Source organism: Pseudomonas sp. JS3066, assembly GCF_036328175.1.
Taxonomy (GTDB): domain Bacteria; phylum Pseudomonadota; class Gammaproteobacteria; order Pseudomonadales; family Pseudomonadaceae; genus Metapseudomonas.
Window position 1 is genome coordinate 4,134,221 of record NZ_CP143312.1, and the last position, 20,935, is coordinate 4,155,155.

Here is a 20,935-nt window from a genome sequence, read left to right on the forward strand (position 1 = left end):
CACGCCCCTCCCCCTACGAGGGGGACGGGCGCTTTTTCATCTGGACTAGTCTGGGCGCCGCATTCGACGGCTGCCATGCCTCGGCCCACACGGCCGGGGCCTCCCTTCGATCCCAACCTCGCCCCCGGGCAGGAGAACCCCATGCTCAATCTGATTGGCCACAACTACATCGGCGGTGCCCGCCGAGCCGCAGGCGACATCACCCACCATAGCCTCGACGCGGGCACCGGCCAGGCGCTGCCCTACCGCTTCATCCAGGCCACCCCGGAGGAAGTTGACGCCGCCGCCGAGGCTGCGGCGGCCGCCTATCCGAGGTTCCGCAATCTGTCGGCAGTGCGCCGCGCCGAATTCCTCGACGCCATCGCTGACGAGCTGGACGCCCTGGGCGACGAGTTCATCGCCCTGGTGACCCGCGAAACCGCACTGTCGACGGCGCGTATCCTGGGTGAGCGTGGCCGCACCAGTGGCCAGATGCGTCTGTTCGCCAAGGTGCTAAGGCGCGGCGACTTCCTCGGGGCGCGTATTGACCGCGCGCAGCCCGAGCGTCAGCCACTGCCCCGTCCGGACTTGCGCCAGTATCAGATCGGCGTTGGTCCGGTCGCCGTGTTCGGCGCGAGCAACTTCCCCCTGGCCTTCTCCACTGCCGGCGGCGACACCGCTTCGGCCCTGGCCGCCGGTTGCCCGGTGGTGTTCAAGGCGCACAGTGGGCACATGGCGACCGCCGAATGCGTTGCCGATGCCATCATTCGCGCGGCGCAAAAGACTGATATGCCGAAAGGTGTGTTCAACATGATTTTCGGCTCCGGCGTGGGCGAAGCGCTGGTCCGGCATCCGGCCATCCAGGCCGTCGGCTTCACTGGCTCGCTCAAAGGTGGCCGGGCCTTGTGCGATCTGGCGGCCGCACGCCCGCAACCGATCCCGGTGTTCGCGGAGATGTCCAGCGTCAACCCGGTGGTGGTACTGCCCGGCGCGCTGCAGGCACGCGGCGCGACCGTGGCCAGGGAACTGGCGGCTTCGGTGGCGCTAGGCTGCGGCCAGTTCTGCACCAACCCCGGCCTGGTCCTGGGCATCCGCTCGGCGGCGTTCAGCGACTTCCTGGCCCAACTGGGGGACGCCATCGCCACGCAACCGGCGCAGACCATGCTCAACCCCGGCACCCTGCGCAGCTACGCCGCCGGCGTCGCCCGCCTGCACGCCAACGCACAGGTCAGCCATCTGGCCGGTACCGAGCAGAACGGCCAACAGGGCGTACCCCAACTGTTCAAGGCGGATGTGGACATGCTGCTGCGCGGCGACCCCCTGCTGCAGGAGGAGGTGTTCGGCCCGACCACCATTGTGGTGGAGGTCGCCGACCGCGACGAACTGACCCGCGCGCTGCGGAGCATGCACGGGCAACTAACAGCCACCCTGATCGCCGAACGGGACGACCTGCTGGCCTACCGCGAGCTGATCGGCTTGCTGGAAGAGAAGGCCGGGCGCGTACTGCTCAACGGCTACCCGACCGGTGTCGAGGTCTGCGACGCGATGGTGCATGGTGGCCCCTACCCGGCGACTTCGGATGCCCGTGGCACCTCGGTGGGTACCTTGGCAATCAACCGATTCCTGCGCCCGGTGTGCTACCAGAACTATCCGGACGATGTCCTGCCCGAGGCCCTGCGGGACGCCAACCCGCTGGGCATCCTGCGCCTGGTGGATGGCGTCTACAGCCGCGACGCGCTGAACTAAGCCCTTGCTGCTCTATGCCGCGCTGGCAACGGCGCGGCATCGGTGCCGCCGGGAGCGAACGAGAGCAATGGGCGGGGGCGAATACTGGGAGGCGGAAACGTAAAAGCCCGCCTTTTTCAAGGCGGGCTTTTGGAGATGGTGGGTCGTGTAGGATTCGAACCTACGACCAATTGGTTAAAAGCCAACTGCTCTACCGACTGAGCTAACGACCCAACGCGAGGCGCATGATACTGATTTTATTCAGGAATTCAACACCCCTCGTGAAAAAAATTACTGGTAGCGGGTCGGATCCTCAACACCGGCAGCGGTGAAGCCTGCCGCACGCAGCCGGCAGCTGTCGCACTTGCCGCAGGCGCGGCCGTCGTCGTCAGCCTGGTAGCAAGACACCGTTAACCCGTAGTCCACGCCATGACGTAGCCCAGCACGGACGATGTCGGCCTTGCTCAGGTTCTGTAGCGGCGCCTGGATTCGGAATCCATTGCCTTCCACACCAGCCTTAGTGGCCAGGTTGGCCATGCGCTCGAACGCTTCGACGAATTCGGGGCGGCAATCCGGGTAGCCGGAATAGTCGACTGCGTTGACACCGATGAAGATGTCGCGCGCGCCCAGCACCTCGGCCCAACCCAGTGCCAGCGACAGGAACACGGTATTGCGCGCCGGCACATAGGTCACTGGAATACCTTCGGTCGGGCTTTCAGGCACGTCGATTGAGGCGTCCGTCAGGGCCGAGCCACCAATTCCATTCAGATTGAGACCGATCACCTTGTGCTCCACCACGCCCAACTGGCGGGCGACGCGCTCGGCTGCGCTCAGCTCGGCGCGATGCCGCTGGCCGTAGTCGAAGCTCATGGTGTAACAGGCATAGCCTTCGGCGCGGGCCAGCGCGACTACGGTGGCCGAATCCAGGCCCCCGGACAGCAGGATGACCGCTTTTTTCTCGCTCATGGGATATCCCTCGAAATCGGCCTACCCCGCACGCAAGGCGCTGGGAGGCAAGGTGCGCAATGGAGCCGGATCAGTGACCCGGTTCGTCGTTCCAGAGGATTTTGTGCAACTGCAGCTGCAGGCGCACTGGCAGGTTGTCGGCGACGATCCAGTCCGCCAGGTCGCGGGCACTCACCTCCTTGTGACTAGGAGAGAACAGCACCTCACCGGCGCGCTGGTCGAGGCGGTACTCGATCAGCTTGGACACCGCCCAGTCATAGTCCTCGCGGGAGCAGATGACGAACTTCACCTGATCATTTGCCGTGAGGTGGGCAATGTTTTCGTAGCGGTTACGACCGACTTCCGCCGAGCCCGGAGTCTTGAGATCAACGACCTTGCTCACTCGAGGATCCACAGCGGAGACATCGAGCGCACCGCTGGTCTCGATGGACACCTCATAGCCGGCGTCGCACAAATGCTGCAGCAGCGGGATGCAATTCGGCTGGGCAAGCGGCTCACCACCGGTGACGCAGATATAGCGCGGCTTGTAGGCGGCGACGCGTTCGAGGATGGCGTCGAGCGTCATGATCTCACCGCCATTGAAGGCGTAGGCGGTGTCGCAGTACTGACAACGCAGGGGGCAGCCGGTCAGGCGCACGAAGACCGTCGGCAAGCCGGCGGTACGTGTTTCCCCCTGCAACGAGTAGAAAATCTCGGTAATTCGCAGGGTTTGATGCATATCAGCCACGGGCGTGACGGCGAAACAGGCCATCCGCCTCCGTTGCGGGAATGAAGGTTTGGGGCGGCGATTCTAACGAAAAAACCCGCGGCTGGCGCGGGTTTTCGTGATCCGGAGGCAGAACCTCAGGGCAGGCGCTGCAGGTCGCGCTGGGCCAACTGGGCGGCCGAGCTGCCAGGGAACTGGCTGACGACCTGCTGGAGAATGGTCTTAGCCTTGTCGGTGTTACCCAGGCGCTGCTCAACATCCGCCAGCTTATACATGGAGTCCGGCACTTTCGGGTGCTGTGGATAAGCCTGGCCAACGCGGGCAAAAGCCTGGCTAGCGCCTTGCAGGTCGCCCTTGGCGAGGTTTACCTCGCCCAGCCAGTACTGTGCGTTGCCAGCATATTGGCTGTTCGGATACTTGCGCAGGAAAGCGGTGAAGGCCTGGCTGGCCTTGTCGAAATCCTTTGCTTTGATCAGGTCGAAGGCAGCGTCGTAGTAGAGCTTTTCCTTCGCAGGGTCGCCCGGTTCGCTGCTGGCAGCCGGTTGCTGCGGCGGGGCGGCTGGGGCGCCGTTGGCTGCAGGTGCGCCAGCGGCAGGGGAATTCGGAGATACCGGCGCGCCGGCTGCGGCACCACCGGAAAGACGGCGATCAAGATCCTGGTATCGCTCCAGGCTTTCCTGTTTCAGGCGCTGGATTTCGTACTGCTGCTCTTCGAGCATGCCGCGCAGGCGAGCGATCTCTTCCTGCATTTGCTGCAGCTGCATGAACAGCTCGCCCTGCGCAGAGACAGGGGCCGCGGGGGCCCCGGTCCCTGCGTAGGCGGCACCAGTCGTGCCGTAACCGGCCGGAGGGTAACTGCCACCGTAACCGGCGTCGTTATCCACAACGGGAACCTCAGCCAGAGCCGCGAACGGCAGGCTGGAGAGGGCCAGGATGGTCAGAGCACGACTGGACTTGCGCATAGCGAATTACTTACGCAGTTCTACGCGGCGGTTTTGCGCCCAGGACTGCTCGTCGTTGCCAGTGGCAACCGGACGCTCTTCGCCGTAGGAAACCAGCTCAGCCTGAGCCGGGGAAACGCCCTGCAGAACCAGGTAGCGCTGAACGGCCTTGGCACGACGCTCACCCAGAGCCATGTTGTACTCGCGGGTACCGCGCTCGTCGGTGTGGCCTTCAAGGACAACGCGGTTGCCGTTGGCTTTCAGGTCCTTGGCGTGTACGTCCAGAGCGCGCATGGCTTCCGGCTTCAGGTCGGAGCTGTCGTACTCGAAGTAGAAGGTGGTGATAGCGCGCAGAGCGGCTTCTTCGCTCATGCTGCCGTCTACACCGCTGCCACCGGCGTTGTAGCCAGCGTTCGGGTCAACAGCGCCTTCACCGGTGCCTTCGCCGCCTTTGGACGAGCAACCAACAGCTACGGCCATGGCCAGAGCGAGAGCGGCAAATTTGCCGAATTTCAGCATTTCCATCATGTAACTCCTAATGAACCCCAGGTGTGTTTAGCAAAGGTATTTTTAAAGACCGCTTCAGTTCAGGTACGGCGACCAAGAAGGTTCGCGAATGTCGCCCTGAACTGTGGGAATCGGGACTCGTACGCGCCCGTTTGTAGACACGAGCATCAGCACGCCGCCCCCCTGCTGGCGAGTTGCGTAGATTAGCATGGTGCCATTAGGCGCAACAGTGGGCGAGTCGTCCAGCGTGGTGCCGGAAAGGATGCGCGGAGCACTGCCCGAGCGGGTCAGATCCTGGGCAGCCACCTTGAAGTTGGTGAAGCCATCCTGACGATGGATCATCACTAGCATCTTCTCGTCAGCCGAGAGCTTCGGGTTGGCGTTGTAGTTGCCCACGAAGGTCACGCGCTGCGGTTCGCCGCCATTGATGTTGGCCTTGTAGATCTGCGGCTTGCCGGCGCGATCCGAGGTGAAATAGATGGTCTGGCCGTCCGCGCCCCAGAACGGTTCGGTGTCGATGGCCATGTTGTTGGTCACGCGACGCATCTGGCGACTGCCAAGGTCCATCACGTAGATCTCCGGGTTGCCATCGCGGGACAGCACGAACGCCAGGCGACTGCCCTCAGGAGACCATGCAGGCGCACCGTTCAGGCCTTCGAAGTTGGTGATCTGCTCGCGGCGACCGGTGTCGATGTGCTGGACGAAGATACGCGGACGACGCTGCTCGAAGGACACGTAGGCGATACGGCGACCATCAGGCGCATAGCGCGGCGACAGGATGGGCTCGCGGGACTGCAGCAGGGTCACCGCACGCTGGCCGTCGTAGTCGGAACGCTGCAGGGTGTAGCGGGTGTTGTTCACCGAGAAACGCTCGGCGGTCACGTAGAGCATGCGGGTGGAGAACGCACCCTTGATGCCGGTGAGTTTCTCGAACGACTGGTCGGCGATGTAGTGCGCCATGTCACGCAGCTGGTCGGTCGAGCCGCTGACGTTGCCGGCCATGACCTGTTGCTCGGTGGTTACGTTGAACAGGGCGAACTGCACCTGCAGACGGCCGCCGGACGGGACGACGCTGCCTACCAGCACGTACTGGGCGCCAAGGGCCTTCCAGTCGCGGTAGATCACTTCGCTGGCCTGGGTCGGCAGGCTGATCATGTTCTGGCGCGGGATCGGCTCGAAATAGCCCGAGTTGCGCAGGTCGTTGCCGACCACCTCTGAGATTTCAGTGGGTAGCACGGTACCGCCCTGCCAGCCAAAGGGTACTACGGCAATCGGGGTCGCCCGGTCGGTACCACTGGTGATTACCAGCGGGTCGGCGGCCTGGACGGAGCCGACCAGCATGGCCACCCCGACCAGGACGATACGAATGAGGGTATTCACAGACCTAAATCCTCCGGTTTGAAGATGATGCGGCGCTGCCTGTACATCTGGTCAAAGGTAGCGCGATCCAATTGTTGCATCTCGGGGATGCGCCCCACGCTGCGCACCGCACTCACGGCCGAGCTGTCAAAGGGCGAATCACCGCTGGAGCGGGTGACGCTGGCGTTGGTAATGGTGCCATCGGGCAGCATCTCGATCAGTACCTCTACGCTCATGCCGTTACGTGCCGATGGCGGACGGCGCCACTGCTCACTGACCAGTTTGATGATCAAATCGTCGAGGCTGCCTGCTACCTGGTCGCCGACTTCGTCGGCCAACGCTTGCTGGCGGCCCACTTCCTCGGACAACAACTCGGCCAGAGCGGCGGCCTTCTTGTCCTCGGTGGCCTTGCGTTTGGCTTCCTCGGCCGCTTTCTTCTTCGCGGCGTCAGCGGTCGCTTTCTTCTTGGCATCCTCGGCGGCCTTCTTCTTCGCTGCCTCGGCTGCCGCCTTCTTCTTCGCCTCTTCCGCAGCCTTTTTCTTGGCCTCTTCAGCGGCTTTCTTCTTCGCTTCTTCGGCCGCCTTTTTCTTGGCTTCCTCTTCGGCTTTTTTCTTGGCGAAATCGGCCTGTTTCTTCTCTTCGGCCTTCTTCGCTTCATCAGCCTTCTTGGCTTCGGCCGCCTGCTTGGCTTCCTCAGCTTTCTGTTCCGCCTCTTCGGCCTTTCGAGCTTCGTCAGCTTTCTTTTGTTCCGCGGCCTTGGCCGCCGCTACCTTCTGCTCCTCGGCCTTCTTCTGCTCCATCTGCTCGGCTTCGAACTGCGGCGCAGAAGTCTTTTTGGCCTCGCCGGCGATCTTCTGGTTGGTCTGGGTAGTGGCCTGACTCTGGGATTTGAGCTGGTACAGAGTGGCCTGGACAATCGGACGGGACGGAGGCAGTTCCGGAGTGAAGGCGAAGCTGACGAACAACATGCCGAACATCAGGACGTGCAGAGACACAGCCCAGACGGTCGGCCAGAAGTAACTTTCCGAGGAGGAGCGTTCGCTCTGCTGCTGCATCAGGGCGCCTCGGTGATCAGCCCGACGTTGGCCACGCCGGCCTTCTGCAGGCCGCCCATCACGGCCATCACGGCGCCGTAGTCGACCGTTTTGTCGCCACGGACGAATACCTGGACCGTCTTACCCTGGCGGCTGTTCTCGGCCATGATGCCGGAGGCTGCCTGAACCAGAGCATCCAGAGAGACCGAGGTCTCGCTCTTGCGGGTCTGGTCGGTCTGTACTTCTTCGCCCATGTTCCAGTAGTAGGACTTGTCGGCCTTGATCGAGATCGTCAGGACACGGGCATTGTTGTCCTGCGGCAGGGCCTCGCTGGAAACCTTCGGCAGGTCGACCTTTACGCCCTGGTTGAGCATGGGCGCGGTGACCATGAAAATCACCAGCAACACGAGCATGACGTCGATGTAAGGCACGACGTTCATCTCGGCGACCGGTTTGCGTTTGTGGCGGACTCTGGCCATGACTTGAAACCTTTCCTATCAGGGACCCGGCGACTTACTCGTCGCTGGTGTGCACTTTGCGGTGCAGGATGGCCTGGAACTCATCGGCGAAGGTGTAGTAGCGACCGATCAGGGTCTCGCCGCGAGCGGAGAAGCGGTTGTAGGCGATTACCGCCGGGATCGCGGCGAACAGGCCGATCGCGGTGGCGATCAGAGCCTCGGCGATGCCGGGCGCCACAGTGGCCAGGGTCGCCTGCTGCACCTGGGCCAGGCCACGGAAGGAGTTCATGATGCCCCAGACGGTACCGAACAGGCCGATGTACGGACTCGTAGAGCCCACAGTAGCGAGGAACGGCAGGCTCTGTTCGATCTTCTCTTCCTCACGGGAAATGGCTACGCGCATTGCGCGGGCCACACCTTCCATCACCGCATCCGGATCAACGCCGGCTTGCTGGCGCAGACGGGAGAATTCCTTGAAGCCGGCGCGGAAGATCTGCTCGACGCCGCAGTCCGGATCCGGGTTGCTGCCTGCCTGGCGGTACAGCTTGGACAGGTCGATACCGGACCAGAAACGCTCTTCGAAGGTTTCCAGGGACTTCTTGGCGGCGCGCAGCATGTTGCTGCGCTGGAAAATCATGATCCAGGAGGTGACCGATGCGGCCACCAGGGTCAGCATGACCAGCTGCACCACGATACTGGCGTTGCTGATCAGGCTCCACATGGAGGTATGGTCGACGACGTTGGCTTCCACGCTTAATCTCCTGCTGGGAATAGACCCGGGTCGGCGGCGAAGGCTTCACGCAGCGCTTCGGGGATCGCCCGGGGTTTCAAACTGTCGGCACGTACACAGGCAATCAGGAACTGCCCTTCGCACAACAATGCGTTATCGGTGGCTCGCCTGACCTGTTGACGAAAACGCAGGCTGGCACGGTTCAACTCCATCACCTCGGCACTGATCTCCAGCTCATCGTCCAGCTTCGCAGGCGCCACGTAGCGCGCCTGGGCCGAATGAACGACGAACAGCAGGTTCTCCCCGGCCAGCTCGGACTGGGCAAAGCCCAGACTGCGCAGGCGCTCGGTTCGAGCCCGCTCCATGAACTTGAGGTAATTGACGTAGTAGACGATGCCGCCGGCATCGGTGTCTTCGTAATACACACGACAACGATGCTGAAACGGCTGGGCCCCATTTTGCGCGCGCATACTCTAGTGCTTACTCCTAAGGTTGCCAATCCGGCCAGGCAACTGTTTTTTCATGGCTAGCCCTGCCGAGCGCTTCGACCACGAAAGCGCCTATTCGTCACCCGAGCTGAAAAGATCGGCGGTCGGATTCTCCGCCATGCGCTTGGGCAGGTTGAGACCGAAGTGTAAGTAGGCGTGACGGGTCACCACCCTCCCCCTCGGCGTACGCATGATGTAGCCCTGCTGGATCAGATAGGGCTCGAGAACGTCTTCGATCGTGTGGCGTTCTTCACTGATGGCCGCTGCCAGGTTGTCGATCCCTACCGGGCCGCCATCGAACTTGTCGATCATGGTCAGCAGTAGACGCCGGTCCTGGTGGTCAAAGCCACGCTCGTCGACATCCAGCAGATTCAGAGCCTTGTCGGCAATGACGCGGGTGATCTCACCCTGACCACGCACTTCAGCGAAGTCCCGTACCCGGCGCAGCAGGCGGTTGGCGATACGCGGCGTACCACGGGCACGGCGCGCGATCTCGAACGCGCCCTCCGGTTCGATATGCAGGCCGAGGATACCGGCGGAGCGCGCAACGATGATGGCCAGGTCCGGAGTGCTGTAGAACTCCAGGCGCTGGACGATACCGAAGCGATCGCGCAGAGGGTTTGTCAGCATGCCAGCCCGCGTGGTGGCGCCGACGAGGGTGAACGGGGGCAAGTCCAGCTTGATCGAACGAGCCGCAGGGCCTTCGCCGATCATGATATCCAGCTGAAAATCCTCCATCGCGGGGTAAAGCACCTCTTCAACGATGGGTGAAAGGCGATGGATCTCGTCGACGAAGAGCACGTCGCCCGCCTCCAGATTGGTCAGCAGCGCCGCCAAGTCTCCCGGGCGCTCCAGAACTGGGCCGGATGTGCTCTTGATGGCAACCCCCATCTCGCTGGCAATGATGTTCGCCAGGGTAGTCTTGCCAAGGCCGGGCGGGCCGAAGATCAGGGTATGGTCGAGAGCCTCGCTCCGTCCCTTGGCAGCCTGGATGAAGAGTTCCATCTGCTCACGCACCACCGGCTGCCCGATGTAGTCGGCAAGTTTCAGTGGGCGGATGGCACGGTCCAGCTGCTCGTCGCGGTCGCGACTGCTGGCAGTGATGAGGCGGTCGGCTTCGATCATTCGGACTTACACCATTCCTTTAAGGGCGCGACGGATCATTTCTTCGCTGGACAGCCCGTCTTCCTTGATCGCGGACACAGCGCGGCTGGCCTCTTGAGGCTTGAATCCGAGGGCGATCAGCGCAGCCAGCGCATCATTCTCCGCGCTAGAGACTGCCACGCCAACCCGAGGTTCGACCACCAGGGTGGCGATGGCCGGCATGCTTTCCCAAGCCTTGAATCGATCCTTGAGCTCGACCAGCAAGCGCTCGGCGGTCTTCTTGCCGACGCCAGGAATCTTCACCAGCGTGGAAGTGTCCTGGGCCTGTACGCAGCGCACCAGCTCATCCACCTCCAGGCCGGACATCAGTGCCAGGGCCAATTTCGGCCCGACGCCATTCAAGCGGATCAGCTCGCGAAACAGCTCTCGCTCCCGCTTCTCGAAGAAGCCGTAGAGCAGGTGGGCGTCCTCTCGCACCACCAGATGGGTGTGCAATGTCACCGGCTCGCCCACTGAAGGCAGGCGATAGAGGGTGGTCATGGGCACTTCCAGCTCATAGCCCACGCCATTGACGTCAAGGATCAGATGCGGCGGTTGCTTCTCCGCCAAGTTGCCACGCAGGCGTCCAATCACGAATTGCGTCCTTTGAATTGATTACAGACGAAGGCGGCCACCCCGCCGTTTGGCGGTGGCCAGACCATGGGGAATCAGACTCTGCCGGTGATGGGCATGGCACAGGGCGATTGCCAGGGCATCGGATGCGTCGATCTGGGGTTTCTGCACCAGCTTGAGCAGGTGCATGACCATCATCTGCACCTGCTGCTTGTCAGCACCACCGGTTCCGGCAATAGCCTGCTTGACCTGACTGGCGGTGTATTCGGCGATTTCCAGACCCGCCTCGGCAGCCGCGACTATGGCTGCACCACGAGCCTGGCCGAGCTTGAGCGCGGAATCCGCGTTCCGCGCCATGAATACCTGCTCGATACCCATGGTCACCGGCTCGTAGGAACGGATGACTTCACTTACCCCCCGGAAAACGATCTGCAAGCGCTCGTGCAATGCGCCAGCGCCAGTACGGATGCAACCCGAGGCGACGTATTCGCAGCCGCGCCCAGTATCGCGAACCACACCATAACCGGTGATACGCGAACCAGGGTCGATACCAAGAATCAGGGTCATGCCGCCGCAAGCTCCACGGGCCGACCTGAAGCCGGCACACTGTCTATTTATCCAGCCGCGAGTATACGGAGCGGCCCGCAAACAAAAAAGCCGGAAGCGCACGGGGCGACTTCCGGCTTTCGGATCACGCCAGCACTCGAACCTAGTCACGATCGTGCGGGCTAAAGCCATGGGCAAAAACAGGAAAGGGAGCGGAGTTTACGAGCCGTAAATGAGCATTCCGAGCCGGTTTTTAACGCCGCAGGGCCGAGGCGCAGCTTATCGTGATCAGGTTCTCAGCCGAGCTGCTCCATGATCTCGTCAGGGATTTCAGCGTTGTGGTAGACGTTCTGGACGTCATCCAGGTCTTCCAGCATATCGATCAGCTTCATCACCTTCTGCGCGGTTTCCAGGTCGGAGATGGGCGCAGTGATCGACGGGATCATCGCCACTTCGGCCTCATCGCCCTTGAAGCCGGCTGCGGTCAGCGCTTCGTTCACAGAGAGGAAGTCGGCGAAGGTGGTGTAGACCTCGACGGAACCGTCTTCGTCAGCCACGACGTCGTCGGCGCCCGCTTCCAGGGCAGCCTCCATCAGGGATTCTTCGTTCACACCGGGCGCGTAGCTGATCTGGCCCTTGCGGTCGAACATGTAGGCGACCGAGCCATCGGTACCCAGGTTGCCGCCACACTTGCTGAAGGCATGACGCACTTCCGCCGCAGTGCGGTTGCGGTTGTCGGTCATGGCTTCGATGATGATGGCCACGCCGCTCGGCGCATAACCTTCGTAACTGAGCTCGACCATGTTGTCGGCTTCGTTCGAGCCGGCGCCACGCGCAATCGCACGATCGATGGTGTCGCGGGTCATGTTCGCGGTCAGCGCCTTGTCCACAGCCAGACGCAGACGCGGATTGTCCGCAGGGTTGCCACCGCCATGCTTGGCGGCGACAGTCAGCTCACGGATGAGCTTGGTGAAGATCTTGCCGCGCTTGGCGTCCTGGCGTTCTTTGCGGTGTTTGATGTTGGCCCATTTGGAATGACCAGCCATAACTCACTCCGTACTTTCTGAACGGACGGCGCCATCTGGCGCCGCCCCGGGTTGGTTCTGATTACTCGGCCTTGGCCTGCTCGCGCAGGCGGATGTTCAGCTCGCGCAGAGCCTTGGCATCCACGGTGCCCGGTGCCTGGGTCATGACGTCGCCGGCACTCTGGGTTTTCGGGAAGGCGATAACTTCGCGGATCGACGCCGCGCCAGTCATCAGCATCACCAGACGGTCCAAACCGAAGGCCAGGCCACCATGCGGCGGCGCGCCGTACTTGAGGGCATCGAGGAGGAAGCCGAACTTCTCTTCCTGCTCCGCATCGTCGATGCCGAGCACGCGGAACACCGCCTGCTGCATGGACTTGTCGTGGATACGGATGGAACCGCCGCCCAGCTCGGTGCCGTTCAGCACCATGTCATAAGCACGGGACAGAGCGGCAGCCGGGTTGGTTTCCAGCTCTTGCGGGCTGCACTTGGGCGAGGTGAACGGGTGGTGCAGCGAGGTCAGGCTGCCGTCGTCGTTCTCTTCGAACATCGGGAAGTCCACGACCCACATCGGCGCCCACTCCTTGGTGAGCAGCTTGAGGTCATGACCGACCTTGATACGCAGCGCGCCCAGGGCGTCGCAGACGATCTTGGCCTTGTCGGCGCCGAAGAACACGATGTCGCCATCAACCGCACCCACGCGGTCGAGGATCACATTGAGGTTCTCTTCGGGAATGAACTTGACGATGGGCGACTGCAGCCCCTCGACACCCTTGGCGCGCTCGTTGACCTTGATGTAAGCCAGGCCCTTGGCACCGTAGATACCGACGAACTTGGTGTAGTCATCGATCTGGCTGCGCGGCATGGAAGCGGCACCCGGCACGCGCAGGGCAGCGACTCGGCCCTTCGGATCATTGGCCGGACCGGAGAACACCTTGAACTCCACTCCCTTCAGCTGGTCGGCGACATCAACCAGTTCCAGCGGGATACGCAGGTCAGGTTTGTCGGAGCCGTAGCGGCGCATGGCTTCTTCGAAAGGCATGTGCGGGAACTCGTCGAACTCGACATCCAGCACTTCCTTGAACAGCTGGCGAACCATTTTTTCGGTAATGCCGATGATGTCGCTCTCGTCGAGGAAGCTGGTTTCGATGTCGATCTGGGTGAATTCCGGCTGACGGTCGGCACGCAGGTCTTCGTCGCGGAAACACTTGGCGATCTGGTAGTAGCGGTCGAAGCCGGCCACCATCAGCAGTTGCTTGAACAGCTGGGGCGACTGCGGCAGGGCAAAGAAGTGGCCCGGGTAGGTGCGGCTCGGTACCAGGTAGTCGCGGGCGCCTTCCGGAGTCGGACGACCCAGGATCGGGGTTTCCACGTCGAGGAAGCCGTTCTCGTCCAGATAACGACGGATGCTGCTGGTAATACGCGCACGCAGCTTCAGCTTGGCGGCCATTTCCGGACGACGCAGGTCGATGAAGCGATAGCGCAGGCGGGTTTCTTCGCCGACGTCGGAGTATTCATCCAGCGGGAAGGGGGGCGTCTCGGCCTGGTTCAGCACTTCGAGCTCGTAGCCCAGCACTTCGATGGCGCCGGACGCCATGTTGGCGTTGCGCGCGCCTTCTGGACGCAGGCGGACCTTGCCGGTGATCTTGACCACGAACTCGCTGCGGACGCGGTCGGCGCGGGCGAAGGTCTCTTCGCGATCCGGGTCGAACACCACCTGGGCCAGGCCTTCGCGGTCACGGATATCGAGGAAAATGACCCCGCCGTGGTCGCGGCGGCGGTGTACCCAACCGCAGAGGGTGATTTCCTGGCCGTCCAGGCTCTCGTTCAGTTGGCCGCAATAGTGGCTGCGCATCATGGTCGTGTTTCGCTTCTCTTGAGTCGTGAATTCGTCCGCCCGCCCAAGGGCTGCGGAGCATCCGGCGGAGGTGCAACCCCTGCCGGACAGGCCGGGGTTCGCGGCAAAGAGCGGGATTATATAGCGTAAATTGCCACCGCGCAGCCGCCCTCCCCGCCACCCCGCAACCCCTGATCGGGAGCGGGTTCTCTTGCTGGGCCATCGGGCAGTGTCTAAGCTCGCCAGCACTCGCCCGACGGACGGACGCGAAGCACACAAGGAAGGAGTGGAGATGCAATCGCTTGCTGGGAAAGTCGCAGTCATCACGGGCGCAAGCTCCGGCATCGGCCGTGCGCTGGCCAATGAGTTCGCCGCACTGGGTTGCCACCTTGCCCTCGCCGATGTGGACACCGACGGCCTGGAGGCCACGGCTTCCACCCTACGCCGCGACGGCCTTCAACTCTCCACCCACAACCTGGATGTCTCCAACCGCGAAGCGGTCCACGCCTTCGCCGATAGCGTCCTGACCCAACACGGCCAGGCACACCTGGTAATCAACAACGCCGGCGTGGCCGTATCGCAAACCATCGCGGAACTCCGCTACGACGACTTCGAATGGCTTATGGGCATCAACTTCTGGGGCGTGGTCCACGGCACCAAGGCCTTCCTCCCTCACCTGCTGGCACGGGGCGAGGGCCATATCGTCAATGTGTCGAGCATCTTCGGCATCGTCAGCATGCCCACCCAGGGCGCCTATAACGCCAGCAAGTTCGCAGTGAGGGGCTTTACCGAGGCACTGCGCCAGGAACTTTGCGGCACCGCCATCAAAGTCAGCTGCGTGCATCCCGGTGGCATTCGCACGAACATCGCTCGCTCGGCACGCTTCTATCAGGGAATCGACGGCAAGACAGACGCCACCAAGGCGGCGGCCCGCTTCGACAAGCTGGCACGCACCTCAGCAGAACAGGCGGCCCAGAGCATCATCAAGGGTATAAGGGCCGGGCAGCCACGCATCCTCATAGGCGCCGACGCACGCTTGCTCGACCAAATTCAGCGCCTGATGCCCGCCAGCTACCCCCGCCTGCTGGCCAAATTGCTGAAGAAGACGTGAACCCTGAAGTAGCCAATGACTTCTAAGCATGGCTTTCATTGATGGAAGACAAGACTGTCCCGCGACCACCCCGTGTTAGGCTTTGCCCATCACACGCCCGGTGCGGGCCACAAGCTACCGAGAGGAGAACTGGTATGGAAATCAACATCGGAATCGCCGAGCAGGATCGTGCAGCCATCGCCGAGGGCCTGTCCCGCCTGCTGGCCGACACCTACACCCTCTATCTCAAGACCCACAACTTCCACTGGAACGTTACCGGGCCGATGTTCAACACCCTGCACCTCATGTTCGAAGGCCAGTACAACGAACTCGCCCTGGCAGTGGACGCCGTCGCCGAGCGAATCCGCGCCCTGGGCTTCCCAGCACCCGGCACCTACGCGGCCTACGCCCGGCTGTCTTCCATTAAGGAAGAAGAAGGCGTGCCGTCTGCCGAGGACATGATCAAGCAGCTCGTGCAGGGCCAAGAGGCCGTGGTGCGCACCGCCCGTGGCATCTTCCCGCTGCTGGACAAGGTTAGCGATGAACCCACCGCCGACTTGCTCACCCAGCGCATGCAAGTTCACGAAAAGACTGCGTGGATGCTCCGCAGCCTGCTCGCCGCCTGACGTCGAGGCAAATCAAAAAGGCCCGGGAAACCGGGCCTTTCGCTATGCGCGAAAGACTGCCTGTTCTATGCTCTGGCAATTCGATATCTCGCCACAGTGAAGTGCATGAGCCAGCCTCCGAAACATCCGTCGCTGCTTGAGCTTTTCCCCGAAGAAACGCGTGAGGCGGCCGATCTGCTGAAGCAGGCGGTCCCCCACATGGTGCGCCATGCGATTCCGCCGAACCCAGTGCATTACGCGCTCTGGTACAGCTACAGCCAGGGTGCGCAGCCGGACCTCAATCGCCGCCTGGACAAGATTACCAACGACTTCGACGCCTTCCCGCCGGAATCAGCCCTCAAGCTGTTCCGCGAGTACATCATTCGTGGCGAACTCGAAGAAGCACGCCATGGCCAGCAACAAGTCATCGACCTTGTCGACGATATCGAGGGTGATGTCAGCCGCAGCGTCAACGGCAGCCACGCTTACCAGAGCAGCCTGACAGCGGGCCTGGCAGCCCTGCACGAACCCATAATCGACGACCTCCCCAGCGTCCTGAACCACCTTCAGGAGAGCACCCAACTGATGCAGGAGCAGCAGGAACAGTTCCTCTATCGCCTGCGTGCCGCCCAGGCGGAAATTCAGCATCTGCGCAATCAGCTGGAGCGCGCGCAACTGGCCGCCACTCTGGATGGCCTGACCCAGGTATTCAACCGCCAGGCGTTCACTCGCCTGCTGGAACAATCACTGAAAAGCGACCAGGAAGGACTGGCGCTGGTGATGCTGGATATCGACCACTTCAAGCAATTCAACGACCAGTTCGGCCACCCGCTGGGAGATCGCGTGCTCCAGCATGTGGGCCAGCTGTTGCGTGAACTGCTGCCTCCGCGCGCCATGGCCGGTCGTTACGGCGGCGAGGAGTTCTGCGTTGTGCTGCGCGACTGCCAGGGGCTGGAGGCAGCACGCGTCTTCGCAGAGCAACTACGCAGCAAGATGCAGGCGCTACGTGTAAAGGTCCGCCGCACCGACCAGGTGCTCGACACCATCACCGCCAGCTTCGGCCTGGCACTGGCGGAACCGGGCGATACCCTGGAAAGTTTCATCACACGAGCTGACGATGCGCTCTACCAGGCCAAGCGCAATGGCCGTAATCAAGTGCATCCACCAGCACCTGAAGCAGCGCTAACCGCTTGATTTGAGTAGCCCTCTCCTTTGCTGTTAAATACAGCCGGTGCCGCAAGTCGATCCAAAGACTTGCGGCATAGGCCGATGCCCATGCCTTTTTCATCTCGCGTGGCCCGGCTCTTTCGTTAGAGATTCCGTTTCCAAGGTGAATCCATTGAACATCCTGAAAATCGTCCATCTGTTGACGGGCGCTGCCGCTTTGCTGCTGTCCTTCATTCCCAGCCTGCGCGCCGACGCCCTGCCCTACCTGCAACAACCTGATGCGCTGTATCTGGCCTTCTCCGGCCTGCTCAATCTTCTGTTGGCACCCGTGGTTCCAGTCTGGGCAAAGGGGCTGCGCAATCAGCTGCAAAGCCTGGTTTCCGCCCTTCTGGCTCTGGCGGTCGTCCTGCAAACTCTGATCCTCCTGGCCCCGCTACCGATGATCGGTGAGCAGCCAGCAATCCTCGTCAGCCTCCTGGCTGTGATCGTAGCCGTTGTGCTGCACCTCTGTATCAACCTGCACAAGGTCACCCAGGCTCCACTGCTGCCCCAGGACATGTCCAACCGTGAAACCGGTACGGTGAAGTGGTTCAACACCTCCAAGGGTTTCGGTTTCATCTCCCGGGACTCCGGCGATGACATCTTTGTCCACTTCCGTGCCATTCGCGGCGAAGGTCACCGTGTACTGATCGAGGGCCAGCGCGTGGAGTTCTCGGTCATCCAGCGCGACAAAGGTCTGCAGGCCGAAGACGTAATCGCTGCATTACCCAGCCGACGCTAAAGCAGAACGAAAAAGCCCGTCGAATGGCGGGCTTTTTCATGGTCACTCAATAGTGCGGTGGCGGTGCCTCATCCTCACTCGGCCCGAACTGGCTGAGCAGCTCCTCCTGGCGCTTGGCCAGTACCGCCACCTGTAGCTGCAGGCGATCCACCAGCCGCTGTTGCTCAACCAGTACGTCGTTGAGGGTCTGAATGGTGTCGTCCTGGAAAGCGAGTCGGCTCTCCAGGTCGGCAATCCGCATTTCAAGGCTCATGACTCACTCCCCCACGAAATGGAAATCATCCGCCAGCACCAAGCGAAGCTTTGAGCGAATGGCAGCCACCTGTTCGGACGAATAAGCCACAGCTGGATGACGCCCCCAGACAGGCGCCGGCCAGGCAGCATCCTCACGACGACGCACGATCACATGCATGTGCAATTGGCTAACTACATTGCCCAACGTAGCAACGTTCATCTTGTCAGCGCCGAAGGTGTCCTTGAGGGTCTCCGCCAGGAATGTCGTTTCCTGCCAAAGCTGGCGCTGCTCATCGACGCCGAGCTGGAACAGCTCACTGATTTCCTCACGACGCGGCACTAGGATGAACCAGGGGTATTGAGCATCGTTCATCAACAGCAGCCGGCACAGGGGAAAATCACCGATGGGCAGGGTATCCTGCTGAAGTCTTGGGTCCAGGGCGAACATACTGGCCTCTCCTGTTCGACTGTAGGGAATTCGAGATTAACACCCCATCACGACCAGGCGACCGCCACGGGGTCGCGCAGCATAGCCAAGGCTAACGCCCAGCGGAACTCACCATGACATCCTGGCTATATAAAGGAAGGATTGTCGCCACACGCACCAAAACTGCTCAAACCCAACACCGCGTTACTTCTCGCCACACCCCTGGTTACGCCCGCCTACTGAAGACTGGGGGCGGTGGTCTCTTCAACTCCTGCACTCTTGCCTGTCAAGAGCCAGCCGGCATGCAGAATGCCTCATTTCAGGGCACATTATTCTGCAGCAACCACACATGGATCAGGGGTTAGAGGAGCTGGAACGAGCGCACCACGTAGACGTAGCGAGTTTTATCTCCACCCCTTACGTTTTGTGCACGTTTGTTGCTTGGCAGGTGCCAGGTCACACGCGACGCCGGGAACTACGTCATTGGGCGCCCGCTCGCAAAGTGCCTTGGATACATAGGGGGTGAAGGGATGCAAGGCCAAACCTATAGATATGCGACACAGGTCTTCTCGATTTGCGACAGCACTGTGAAGAAATCGTAAGGACCCGGTTTCAACTATCGCCAATATTGTCGCCGTGCTATAAGTTAGCGCCGACACAAAAAGAAAGAACCGCCTTCCATTAATAAGAAAGCGGCGAGAATCTTCAAAACCAAAGGAGCAATCACAATGCAAGTGATGAAGTGGAGCGCACTGGCTCTGGCCGTGACCGCCGGTAGCATGCAGTTGGCTTTTGCCAGCGCCCAGGAAGAGTCCAAGGGCTTCGTAGAAGACAGCGACCTGAAGTTGCTGAACAAGAACTACGCCTTCTACCGTGACTTCCGTAACAACGGTGCAAATAGCCGCCTCGGCAACGCCAACGATCAGAACTATCGCAACGAGTGGGCTCATGGCATCAGCGCCATGTACCAGTCCGGCTTTACCCAAGGCACCGTTGGCTTCGGCGTTGACGCCCATGCCATGCTGGGCCTGAAGCTGAACAGCGGCAAAGGCACCGACAACACCGGCCTGCTGCCGACCGGCTCCGACGGCCGCTCTCAGGACGATTACTCCTACGCCGGTGGCGCCGTGAAGATGCAGGTGTCCAACACCCAGCTGAAGTACGGCAACCTGTTCCCGACCGCTCCGGTGTTCGCCACCGGCACCGCTCGCCTGTTCCCGGGTTCCGCTGAAGGCTTCCAGCTGCTGAGCAGCGAAATCGAAGGCCTGAACATCGACGCCGGCCACTTCACCTCCATCCGTGACGGAAGCGCCTCCACCGCCCGAAACGGCGAAATCACCACCACCTACCTGGGCGGCCAAGCCAATAGCGCCGATTACGTAGGCGGTTCCTACGCGTTCACCGACAACGTCACTGCCAGCCTGTACGGCTCGGAACTGGAAGACACTTGGCGCCAGTACTACGGCAACCTGAACTGGAACATCCCGTTCACCGATAGCCAAGCGCTGAACCTGGACTTCAACGCCTATCGCACCACCGACAAAGGCGACGCTTCCGCTGGCGAAATCGACACCACCGCCTGGTCCGCTGCTGCTGCCTACTCCATCGGTGCCCACAAATTCACTCTGGCCTACCAGAAGGTGAGTGGCGACGAGCCCTTCGACTACATCTCGATGGATGGCAAGAACTCCGGCGACTCCATCTACCTGGCCAACTCCGTTCAGTACTCTGACTTCAACGGTCCGAACGAGAAATCCATGCAGGCTCGTTACGACCTGAACATGGCCGAGTACGGTGTACCGGGCCTGAGCTTCATGGTTCGCTACATCACCGGCGATGACATCGACGGCAGCAAGAGCGATAACCCCCTCGTCGCTGCTAACATCGGTGACGGCGGTAAGGAATGGGAACGCGACATCGAAGTCAAGTACGTTGTTCAGGAAGGTCCGGCAAAGGATCTTTCCGTCCGCGTTCGTCACGCTTCCTGGCGCTCCAATACTGACGCAGCCTTCTTCACCTCCGGCAACTCCACTGCCCTGGATGAAGTTCGCGTAATCACCGAGTACCCGCTGGATATCCTGTAATATCCTTTGTGTACACGTAAGTGATAGAAGAAACCCGGCCTAGGCCGGGTTTCTTTTTGGGCGGAAGAACTTGACTCTCGAGTTGATCAAATCGCCACCAATCAACTGCTCAAACTTTAACCAGGAACGGCAAGGCATAAGTGCCTGTTACATGCGCCACAAGGTCATCTTCCGCGCCCAATGAATAAAGTGATACTTCGCATACCGCTTGACGCCGACCAAGTTTAAGTATCCGCGCCTCTGCAAATAGATCCACCGGCTTGGGCCTGGCCAGGAAGTTGATGTTCAAGTTAGACGTCACCGCCATTTCAACTTTCCCCAACCTGCCCAGCACTACTGCATACATGGCGGCATCAGCCAGCGCCATGATCGTGGGACCGGACAGAGTTCCACCCGGACGCACCAATCTGGACTGGAACGGCACCCTGGCCAACGTACCCCGATCGTCCATCCGCTCGATCCGCAGATCGATTTCCTCCGCCATGGGTACCCCATTGCGAATCAGTGCCTGGACCTCTGTCGCTGTAAGA

General features: G+C 61.4%; 23 protein-coding genes, 1 tRNA gene and 1 pseudogene. 7 read left to right on the forward strand and 18 right to left on the reverse strand.

What is annotated here, in order from left to right; genetic code table 11:
* Nucleotides 1-141 precede the first annotated feature (141 nt).
* Complete coding sequence (locus tag SA496_RS19435) at nucleotides 142-1,725, forward strand: aldehyde dehydrogenase (NADP(+)) (RefSeq protein ID WP_330114328.1); 1,584 nt, start codon at nucleotides 142-144, stop codon at nucleotides 1,723-1,725.
* Nucleotides 1,726-1,861: 136 nt separating this feature from the next.
* Here the strand turns inward: SA496_RS19435 and SA496_RS19440 are convergent.
* The 15 genes from SA496_RS19440 to aspS all read right to left on the reverse strand — a co-directional run bounded on the left by SA496_RS19440 (nucleotide 1,862) and on the right by aspS (nucleotide 14,038).
* Nucleotides 1,862-1,937: transfer RNA gene (locus tag SA496_RS19440), tRNA-Lys, on the reverse strand.
* A 58-nt stretch (nucleotides 1,938-1,995) separates the two neighbouring features.
* Nucleotides 1,996-2,670, reverse strand: a complete 675-nt coding sequence (queC, locus tag SA496_RS19445) for a 7-cyano-7-deazaguanine synthase QueC (RefSeq protein WP_330114329.1) — start codon at nucleotides 2,668-2,670, stop codon at nucleotides 1,996-1,998.
* Between the two features lie 70 nt (nucleotides 2,671-2,740).
* A complete protein-coding gene (gene queE, locus SA496_RS19450) occupies nucleotides 2,741-3,388 on the reverse strand; it encodes a 7-carboxy-7-deazaguanine synthase QueE (protein ID WP_120655375.1) in 648 nt (215 codons plus the stop codon).
* A 125-nt stretch (nucleotides 3,389-3,513) separates the two neighbouring features.
* Nucleotides 3,514-4,338 (reverse strand): tol-pal system protein YbgF, encoded by an 825-nt coding sequence (gene ybgF, locus SA496_RS19455; protein WP_330114330.1) that lies wholly within the window; start codon nucleotides 4,336-4,338, stop codon nucleotides 3,514-3,516.
* A gap of 6 nt (nucleotides 4,339-4,344) precedes the next feature.
* Nucleotides 4,345-4,842, reverse strand: a complete 498-nt coding sequence (gene pal, locus SA496_RS19460; RefSeq protein WP_028627602.1) for a peptidoglycan-associated lipoprotein Pal — start codon at nucleotides 4,840-4,842, stop codon at nucleotides 4,345-4,347.
* Nucleotides 4,843-4,899: 57 nt separating this feature from the next.
* Nucleotides 4,900-6,204: a Tol-Pal system beta propeller repeat protein TolB gene (gene tolB, locus SA496_RS19465; RefSeq protein WP_330114331.1), complete on the reverse strand. Its 1,305-nt coding sequence runs from the start codon at nucleotides 6,202-6,204 to the stop codon at nucleotides 4,900-4,902.
* On the reverse strand, nucleotides 6,201-7,238 hold the full coding sequence (gene tolA, locus SA496_RS19470; RefSeq protein ID WP_330114332.1) for a cell envelope integrity protein TolA: 1,038 nt from the start codon (nucleotides 7,236-7,238) through the stop codon (nucleotides 6,201-6,203). Before tolA ends, tolB begins: the two co-directional genes overlap by 4 nt.
* Nucleotides 7,238-7,696, reverse strand: coding sequence for a protein TolR (tolR, locus tag SA496_RS19475; RefSeq protein WP_120654949.1), 459 nt, complete (start codon nucleotides 7,694-7,696; stop codon nucleotides 7,238-7,240). Before tolR ends, tolA begins: the two co-directional genes overlap by 1 nt.
* A 34-nt stretch (nucleotides 7,697-7,730) precedes the next feature.
* Nucleotides 7,731-8,426 carry a protein TolQ gene (gene tolQ, locus SA496_RS19480; protein ID WP_120654948.1) on the reverse strand — a complete coding sequence of 232 codons (696 nt, stop codon included), beginning with the start codon at nucleotides 8,424-8,426 and terminating at the stop codon, nucleotides 7,731-7,733.
* A gap of 2 nt (nucleotides 8,427-8,428) precedes the next feature.
* Nucleotides 8,429-8,875 carry a tol-pal system-associated acyl-CoA thioesterase gene (gene ybgC, locus SA496_RS19485; RefSeq protein ID WP_120654947.1) on the reverse strand — a complete coding sequence of 149 codons (447 nt, stop codon included), beginning with the start codon at nucleotides 8,873-8,875 and terminating at the stop codon, nucleotides 8,429-8,431.
* 90 nt (nucleotides 8,876-8,965) lie between these two features.
* Nucleotides 8,966-10,018 (reverse strand): Holliday junction branch migration DNA helicase RuvB, encoded by a 1,053-nt coding sequence (ruvB, locus tag SA496_RS19490; RefSeq protein WP_330114333.1) that lies wholly within the window; start codon nucleotides 10,016-10,018, stop codon nucleotides 8,966-8,968.
* Between the two features lie 6 nt (nucleotides 10,019-10,024).
* Nucleotides 10,025-10,630, reverse strand: a complete 606-nt coding sequence (gene ruvA / locus SA496_RS19495) for a Holliday junction branch migration protein RuvA (protein ID WP_151136196.1) — start codon at nucleotides 10,628-10,630, stop codon at nucleotides 10,025-10,027.
* Nucleotides 10,631-10,651: 21 nt separating this feature from the next.
* On the reverse strand, nucleotides 10,652-11,176 hold the full coding sequence (ruvC, locus tag SA496_RS19500) for a crossover junction endodeoxyribonuclease RuvC (protein WP_120654944.1): 525 nt from the start codon (nucleotides 11,174-11,176) through the stop codon (nucleotides 10,652-10,654).
* A gap of 275 nt (nucleotides 11,177-11,451) precedes the next feature.
* Nucleotides 11,452-12,201, reverse strand: coding sequence for a YebC/PmpR family DNA-binding transcriptional regulator (locus tag SA496_RS19505; protein WP_120654943.1), 750 nt, complete (start codon nucleotides 12,199-12,201; stop codon nucleotides 11,452-11,454).
* A gap of 61 nt (nucleotides 12,202-12,262) precedes the next feature.
* Nucleotides 12,263-14,038, reverse strand: a complete 1,776-nt coding sequence (gene aspS / locus SA496_RS19510) for an aspartate--tRNA ligase (RefSeq protein ID WP_330114334.1) — start codon at nucleotides 14,036-14,038, stop codon at nucleotides 12,263-12,265.
* Nucleotides 14,039-14,309: 271 nt separating this feature from the next.
* Here aspS and SA496_RS19515 point away from each other — a divergent pair, with 271 nt between their 5' ends.
* The 5 genes and pseudogenes from SA496_RS19515 (at nucleotide 14,310) to SA496_RS19535 (ending at nucleotide 17,660) form a co-directional block, all read left to right on the forward strand.
* Nucleotides 14,310-15,128 carry an SDR family NAD(P)-dependent oxidoreductase gene (locus SA496_RS19515; protein WP_120654941.1) on the forward strand — a complete coding sequence of 273 codons (819 nt, stop codon included), beginning with the start codon at nucleotides 14,310-14,312 and terminating at the stop codon, nucleotides 15,126-15,128.
* Nucleotides 15,129-15,262: 134 nt separating this feature from the next.
* The gene (locus SA496_RS19520) at nucleotides 15,263-15,733 is read left to right on the forward strand and encodes a Dps family protein (protein WP_077524023.1); all 471 of its coding nucleotides are present in this window, start codon (nucleotides 15,263-15,265) and stop codon (nucleotides 15,731-15,733) included.
* 105 nt (nucleotides 15,734-15,838) lie between these two features.
* Nucleotides 15,839-16,906 carry a GGDEF domain-containing protein gene (locus tag SA496_RS19525; protein WP_120654940.1) on the forward strand — a complete coding sequence of 356 codons (1,068 nt, stop codon included), beginning with the start codon at nucleotides 15,839-15,841 and terminating at the stop codon, nucleotides 16,904-16,906.
* A gap of 136 nt (nucleotides 16,907-17,042) precedes the next feature.
* A pseudogene (locus SA496_RS19530) lies at nucleotides 17,043-17,378 on the forward strand (cold shock domain-containing protein membrane protein); the annotation flags it as partial.
* 57 nt (nucleotides 17,379-17,435) lie between these two features.
* Nucleotides 17,436-17,660 carry a cold shock domain-containing protein gene (locus SA496_RS19535; RefSeq protein WP_162945915.1) on the forward strand — a complete coding sequence of 75 codons (225 nt, stop codon included), beginning with the start codon at nucleotides 17,436-17,438 and terminating at the stop codon, nucleotides 17,658-17,660.
* A 46-nt stretch (nucleotides 17,661-17,706) separates the two neighbouring features.
* Here the strand turns inward: SA496_RS19535 and SA496_RS19540 are convergent, their stop codons facing one another.
* Nucleotides 17,707-17,913 carry a SlyX family protein gene (locus SA496_RS19540; protein ID WP_120654939.1) on the reverse strand — a complete coding sequence of 69 codons (207 nt, stop codon included), beginning with the start codon at nucleotides 17,911-17,913 and terminating at the stop codon, nucleotides 17,707-17,709.
* 3 nt (nucleotides 17,914-17,916) lie between these two features.
* A complete protein-coding gene (locus SA496_RS19545) occupies nucleotides 17,917-18,342 on the reverse strand; it encodes an HIT family protein (RefSeq protein ID WP_120654938.1) in 426 nt (141 codons plus the stop codon).
* 707 nt (nucleotides 18,343-19,049) lie between these two features.
* Between SA496_RS19545 and SA496_RS19550 the strand changes: the two genes are divergently transcribed.
* Nucleotides 19,050-20,405, forward strand: a complete 1,356-nt coding sequence (locus SA496_RS19550; RefSeq protein WP_330114335.1) for an OprD family porin — start codon at nucleotides 19,050-19,052, stop codon at nucleotides 20,403-20,405.
* A gap of 109 nt (nucleotides 20,406-20,514) precedes the next feature.
* On the opposite strand, the gene SA496_RS19555 is transcribed toward SA496_RS19550, so the two are convergent.
* A complete protein-coding gene (locus tag SA496_RS19555; RefSeq protein ID WP_256673170.1) occupies nucleotides 20,515-20,889 on the reverse strand; it encodes a PaaI family thioesterase in 375 nt (124 codons plus the stop codon).
* Nucleotides 20,890-20,935: the final 46 nt, after the last annotated feature.

What these genes read in the sequence shown, in the direction of transcription:
- ruvC (WP_120654944.1), bottom strand. Translation starts at nt 11,176, where the DNA reads ATGACCCTGATTCTTGGTATCGACCCTGGTTCGCGTATCACCGGTTAT.
- SA496_RS19515 (WP_120654941.1), top strand. Translation starts at nt 14,310, where the DNA reads ATGCAATCGCTTGCTGGGAAAGTCGCAGTCATCACGGGCGCAAGCTCC.
- SA496_RS19435 (WP_330114328.1), top strand. Translation starts at nt 142, where the DNA reads ATGCTCAATCTGATTGGCCACAACTACATCGGCGGTGCCCGCCGAGCC.
- SA496_RS19535 (WP_162945915.1), top strand. Translation starts at nt 17,436, where the DNA reads ATGTCCAACCGTGAAACCGGTACGGTGAAGTGGTTCAACACCTCCAAG.
- SA496_RS19540 (WP_120654939.1), bottom strand. Translation starts at nt 17,913, where the DNA reads ATGAGCCTTGAAATGCGGATTGCCGACCTGGAGAGCCGACTCGCTTTC.
- ruvB (WP_330114333.1), bottom strand. Translation starts at nt 10,018, where the DNA reads ATGATCGAAGCCGACCGCCTCATCACTGCCAGCAGTCGCGACCGCGAC.
- SA496_RS19550 (WP_330114335.1), top strand. Translation starts at nt 19,050, where the DNA reads ATGCAAGTGATGAAGTGGAGCGCACTGGCTCTGGCCGTGACCGCCGGT.
- pal (WP_028627602.1), bottom strand. Translation starts at nt 4,842, where the DNA reads ATGGAAATGCTGAAATTCGGCAAATTTGCCGCTCTCGCTCTGGCCATG.
- SA496_RS19520 (WP_077524023.1), top strand. Translation starts at nt 15,263, where the DNA reads ATGGAAATCAACATCGGAATCGCCGAGCAGGATCGTGCAGCCATCGCC.
- SA496_RS19545 (WP_120654938.1), bottom strand. Translation starts at nt 18,342, where the DNA reads ATGTTCGCCCTGGACCCAAGACTTCAGCAGGATACCCTGCCCATCGGT.
- aspS (WP_330114334.1), bottom strand. Translation starts at nt 14,038, where the DNA reads ATGATGCGCAGCCACTATTGCGGCCAACTGAACGAGAGCCTGGACGGC.
- queE (WP_120655375.1), bottom strand. Translation starts at nt 3,388, where the DNA reads ATGCATCAAACCCTGCGAATTACCGAGATTTTCTACTCGTTGCAGGGG.
- ybgC (WP_120654947.1), bottom strand. Translation starts at nt 8,875, where the DNA reads ATGCGCGCGCAAAATGGGGCCCAGCCGTTTCAGCATCGTTGTCGTGTG.
- SA496_RS19525 (WP_120654940.1), top strand. Translation starts at nt 15,839, where the DNA reads ATGAGCCAGCCTCCGAAACATCCGTCGCTGCTTGAGCTTTTCCCCGAA.
- SA496_RS19555 (WP_256673170.1), bottom strand. Translation starts at nt 20,889, where the DNA reads ATGGCGGAGGAAATCGATCTGCGGATCGAGCGGATGGACGATCGGGGT.
- SA496_RS19505 (WP_120654943.1), bottom strand. Translation starts at nt 12,201, where the DNA reads ATGGCTGGTCATTCCAAATGGGCCAACATCAAACACCGCAAAGAACGC.
- tolR (WP_120654949.1), bottom strand. Translation starts at nt 7,696, where the DNA reads ATGGCCAGAGTCCGCCACAAACGCAAACCGGTCGCCGAGATGAACGTC.
- ybgF (WP_330114330.1), bottom strand. Translation starts at nt 4,338, where the DNA reads ATGCGCAAGTCCAGTCGTGCTCTGACCATCCTGGCCCTCTCCAGCCTG.
- queC (WP_330114329.1), bottom strand. Translation starts at nt 2,670, where the DNA reads ATGAGCGAGAAAAAAGCGGTCATCCTGCTGTCCGGGGGCCTGGATTCG.
- tolA (WP_330114332.1), bottom strand. Translation starts at nt 7,238, where the DNA reads ATGCAGCAGCAGAGCGAACGCTCCTCCTCGGAAAGTTACTTCTGGCCG.